The sequence below is a fragment of the Wolbachia endosymbiont of Drosophila barbarae genome (genome assembly GCF_044752445.1).
In the GTDB taxonomy this organism is placed as follows: domain Bacteria; phylum Pseudomonadota; class Alphaproteobacteria; order Rickettsiales; family Anaplasmataceae; genus Wolbachia; species Wolbachia pipientis.
This window is the reverse complement of record NZ_JBIXJM010000240.1, coordinates 1-5259: the sequence shown is the minus strand read 5'-3', so window position 1 is coordinate 5259 and position 5259 is coordinate 1. Positions and strand designations below refer to the sequence as shown.

Annotated in this window: 4 protein-coding genes and 1 pseudogene; all 5 read left to right on the top strand. The window is 34.8% G+C overall.

The window, feature by feature from the left end; all coding sequences use genetic code 11:
• Positions 1-742 precede the first annotated feature (742 nt).
• Positions 743-1507: a cytochrome c oxidase subunit II gene (gene coxB / locus ACIPNH_RS05850; protein ID WP_010962498.1), complete on the top strand. Its 765-nt coding sequence runs from the start codon at positions 743-745 to the stop codon at positions 1505-1507.
• Positions 1508-1522: 15 nt separating this feature from the next.
• Positions 1523-3073, top strand: coding sequence for a cytochrome c oxidase subunit I (gene ctaD / locus ACIPNH_RS05845; RefSeq protein ID WP_264724205.1), 1551 nt, complete (start codon positions 1523-1525; stop codon positions 3071-3073).
• A gap of 1 nt (position 3074) precedes the next feature.
• Complete coding sequence (locus tag ACIPNH_RS05840) at positions 3075-3962, top strand: heme o synthase (RefSeq protein ID WP_182309217.1); 888 nt, start codon at positions 3075-3077, stop codon at positions 3960-3962.
• 175 nt (positions 3963-4137) lie between these two features.
• Positions 4138-4575: a ribonuclease HI gene (gene rnhA, locus ACIPNH_RS05835; RefSeq protein WP_151807582.1), complete on the top strand. Its 438-nt coding sequence runs from the start codon at positions 4138-4140 to the stop codon at positions 4573-4575.
• Positions 4568-5259 (top strand): annotated as a pseudogene (locus ACIPNH_RS05830) (hypothetical protein); the annotation flags it as partial. The gene rnhA and the pseudogene ACIPNH_RS05830, both read left to right, overlap by 8 nt.

Sequence of the window (5259 nt, the reverse complement as noted above, 5' to 3'; positions counted from 1 at the left end):
GCCAATATTTTAAAGCGGATAATAACCCCAGGGCTTCTTTTGCCTTTTTTTTATTTGGTAAATTTCTTAATGTTTATGGCTAAACGACAATCGTCATCCCGCTACTTGTTAGCGGGATCTAGAGATACCGCGAATGAATCGCGGTATGATGGTTAAGTAAGGGATCTATGCTAAGAGATGCCAAAGACCTTCATGAAACTTTGCCCATTTGGCTTCTCTAAAGATTTCGTTTACAGAATCTAGTAACTCAGCTATGCAGAATAAAAAAAGTTTGTATGGTATACAAATAGTGTGTTTTTTTATAATTATTTTCTATAATACATAAACCTTTGGTCCAAGCTGTAAATGCCACCATAGGCATTAAAAGTTAATTAACAAACTGCAATGTATAATGAAATAAAGAAACTTGTAAGACTTTGATCTTACAGATTATAAACTTGTCATAAAATTTAATAGTGTCTGTTACTGCTTTTAGGTGTGAGGCTAGAGGGTTATTAGCAGTAACAGACACTATTAAACTTATTATAGAATTTACTTAAAGTAAATACTTAATTTAAAATATTATAATATTTTTACTTACAATAGATTTATGTAAATGCTTTTTTCCTCAATTAGTATTGTACTATTATACTTGTTGAATGCTAAAAAATTATTAACCATCACTAATCTCTATTTGCATAGTAAGTTTATATATACTATTATACAGTATATCACTTAGTTTTATAGCAAACAAACAAAAGATATGGTGAAGTTATTTGCACTATTGATAATATTTTACTCAAATATATCTGTTGCCTCTGCTCCTACTTCTTGGCAATTTGGATTTCCTGCTCCTGCAACTGAAGTAATGGAGGCTGTAGTTAGGTCACATTCGTTTGTGATGCTTGTGATGGTTACAATAATGCTTTTTGTGTGGGCGCTGCTTGCTTATATAGCGTTTCGCTTTCGTAAAAGCAAAGTAACAAACATAAGTAAAACTACCCATAGTGTTCCTTTAGAAATTATTTGGTTTGTTATACCAACTATCATTGTTGGAATATTAGCCTTTGAAAACGCTAAATTACTGAAGCTACAGGAAGAAATACCGAAAGCTGACATAACACTAAAAGTTATTGGCCATCAATGGTATTGGAGCTACCAATATCCAGAATATCAAGGTGTGTCATTTGATAGTTATATTAAGGGAAAAGAAGACTTTATCGAAGGAGATTTAAAGCTATTCTCTGTTGATAATAACATCATTTTACCCGTTAATACTAACGTTCGTTTACAAGTTACAGCAGGAGATGTGATACACAGTTGGGGAGTACCGGCTTTTGGTGTAAAAATTGATGCGATACCAGGTAGGCTGAATGAGGCGTGGTTTAATATCAAAAAGCCTGGTGTTTATTATGGGCAGTGCTACGAATTGTGTGGTCAAGGCCATGGATTTATGCCAATTGTTGTTGAAGCAGTAAGCAAAGAAGATTTTAATAAGTGGATTGAAAATAGAAAATTAGTGAGTTAAATTTGGAGTATAGATATGAGTGACGTACCAAAGGGCATAAAGCGTTGGTTGTTTTCCACTAATCATAAAGACATAGGGACACTGTACATTATTTTTTCCATATTAGCTGGAATTATTGGTGGATTATTATCGGTGATTATTCGCACTCAGCTAATGCACATTAATATACTTAACAATAATTATCAATTATATAACGTAATGGTTACAGGGCATGCGTTGATAATGGTGTTTTTTATGATAATGCCAGCCCTCATGGGAGGATTTGGTAACTGGTTTGTACCTCTCATGATTGGCGCACCAGATATGGCATTTCCTCGTATGAATAATTTAAGTTTTTGGTTGTTAGTGTCATCTTTTATTTTGCTCATTCTTTCAGCATTTGCTGGCGAAGGTGCAGGTACGGGTTGGACTTTATATCCACCTTTATCACAGGTAATGTCCCATCCAAGTGCAGGAGTTGACCTTGCTATACTTGCACTCCACGTTGCTGGTATGTCGTCAATTGTTGGGGCGATCAACTTTATAGTTACTATATTTAACATGCGCGCAAAAGGAATGTCATTAACTAAGATGCCACTGTTTGTTTGGTCTGTCTTGCTAACAGCATTTATGTTGATTGTTGCCTTACCAGTACTTGCCGGTGCTATAACTATGCTTCTTACTGATCGCAATGTTGGTACTTCCTTTTTTGATCCTGCCGGTGGTGGTGATCCTGTGTTATTTCAACATTTATTTTGGTTTTTTGGTCATCCAGAAGTTTACGTAATTATTTTTCCTGCATTTGGCATCATAAGTCAGGTTGTATCAACTTTTTCTCACAGACCTGTATTTGGTTACATAGGGATGGTTTATGCAATGATAGGTATAGCAGTATTTGGCTTTATGGTTTGGGCTCACCATATGTTCACTGTTGGGCTTAGTGCTGACGCTGCTGCATTTTTTAGCACTACCACAATTTTTATCGGTGTTATAACTGGTGTAAAAGTCTTTAGCTGGATTGCAACTATGTGGGGTGGAGCAATTGAGTTTAAGACCCCTATGCTATTTGCACTAGGTTTTATTTTCATGTTTGTTGGCGGTGGCATAACGGGAATAATTCTTTCTCATGGTGGAATAGATAAGCTCTTGCACGACACCTATTATGTTGTTGCTCACTTCCATTATGTCATGTCACTTGCTGCATTATTTGGAGCTTTTGCTGGCTTTTATTATTGGATTGGTAAAATGTCGGGTAAACAATATAATGAGCGCTTAGGTCAAATCCACTTTTGGCTTACTTTTATTAGCACCAATATCACTTTTTTACCTCAACATTTCTTAGGATTAGCTGGTATGCCAAGGCGTATACCTGATTATCCTGATGCGTTTATCCCTTGGAATTATATATCCTCAATTGGTTCGTATATGTCCTTTGTTTCAGTTATGTTTTTTGTGTTTATAGTTATACATCTTTTTAAATGGGGCAAGAAAGCTGGAGATAATCCTTGGGGAGGTGACACCTTGGAATGGACGGTATCTTCACCACCGCCTTTTCATACTTTCGAAAAACCACCAGTGGTAAAATAGAATGTACACAAGTGTTTTGCTAAATGTTGAATCAACAATACTGGATTTTTGGCGTTTGCTGAAGCCAAGGATAATGTATCTTGTGGTATTTACTGCAGTTGCTGGTATGGTTACTGCACCAGGTAGTATGCACCCTTTTCTAGCACTAATATCTCTTATATGTGTTGCTCTTGGCTCAGGATCTGCAGGTGCTATAAATATGTGGTATGACAGAGACATAGATCTGCTCATGGAAAGGACAAAAAACCGCCCTATACCCTCAGGTAGAGTTTCTGCAGAAAGTGCGCTTGAATTTGGTATAACTCTTGGAATATTGTCAGTATTTATCATGGCAATAGCAGTAAACTATATTTCTGCTGCTTTGCTTGCTGTTAGCATATTATTTTACGTTTTCATATATACAATTTGGCTAAAAAGGCGTACTCCGCAGAATATCGTTATCGGTGGTGCAGCAGGTGCTTTCCCTCCAATGATTGGCTGGGCAGTTGTGACTAATTCTGTAAGTTGGGAAAGTTTCATTTTATTTTTAGTAATTTTTATGTGGACTCCACCACACTTTTGGGCCCTATCTTTAAATAAGTCTGAAGACTATGCAAAGGCATCAATTCCAATGTTCAATATTGTTTATGGTCCGGAAAAAACAAGAAAATATATATTAATTTATAGTGTTTTGCTGGTGCTAACTAGCTTGCTTCCGGCTCTATTTTTGAAAAAGGCTTTACTTTATCTAAGCATGGCAACCTTTGAAGGTTGCGTTTTTATTTGGTACGCTGTATCTGTTATGAAGTTCAAGAATCACAGCTCACAGAAAAAAATGTTTTCTTATTCAATTTCTTATCTATTTTCCCTATTCGCCAGTATTATTTTTTGTTCTATTGATTTATTTTAGTTATGAAAGAACGGCAGAAGCATAAAAACTATTTTTTACTTTTCCTTTTGGTAATGCTCGTTGTCACACTTTTTTTTGTTTCTATAATAAAATTTAAAGGTGCAGCTTAAACTACCTTTAGAAATTGTGCTTTCATAAAAGCAACTATATACTTTGTTAACCGATATAAACAAAGATGAGTAAAAAAGAAGTGACAATATATACGGATGGGGCGTGTTCTGGTAATCCTGGAGCGGGAGGATGGGCAGCTATCATATTATTTCAAGATTACAGAAAAGACATTTATGGTAGAGAAGAAAATACCACAAACAATAAAATGGAGTTAACAGCGGTGATCAATGGGCTGAAAGTATTGAAATTTTCTTGTAATATTAATTTATATACGGATAGTCTTTATGTTAAGCATGGCATAACAGAATGGATAAATAAGTGGAAAATGAATGGCTGGAAAACAAGTAATAAAAAATCAGTAAAAAATATGGAATTGTGGAAAGAGCTAGACAACGTTGCTTCACAACACGAAATTGATTGGAAGTGGGTTAAAGCACACAGTGGCGATAAATATAATGAGGAGGCTGATAGTTTAGCAAGAAAAGCAATAATCGATGCTTAAAAAAATTACTATATTATTTTCCGTAGCTTTATTATTCATATTGTGCTTCTTTATTTTTTTTAAGCCTTTAGAAATCAATATTAATTATATTGATTTTTATGTTAAACATAAAATATCAAAAATATTTGTTGGCTCAAGCGTTAATATGGAGAATACCTCAGTTGTTTGGCAGAAAGATGGCAAAGATCCGTATTTAGTCATTACGGATTTGGCAATAGCAAACCCTAATTTTACTATAAAAGTTCCTGAGCTTTTTGTACATTTTAAGTTAAGTTCCTTATTTAAAGCTAGCACAAATCTCTCTCAGGTTTCAGCTGATAATGTGCATGTATGTATCAAGAGAGAAGAAACTAATGTTAATCCGCAAAACTCATTAGACCTTTTGGATAATCATTATTTAAGTAGTAACCGCCTTCCTTCGGTGTCATTCCAGCGCGTGACGCTGGAATCTAGAAAAAAAGAAACAAGTAGTCAAGCTACTTGGATGACAAGGACGAGTGCTGGGATGACAGGAAAAAAAGATACTGGGATGACAGGGAAGAATTTCAAGATGACAGAAAGTAGTGCAAAAAATCTATTAAAAACAATAAGGGAATTTTTTTTTGACTTAAATGCGGATTCAAAAATTGAATTTACTAACATCGCTATTGATAAAAGCACAGAAGATGAATTTTTTATTGATAA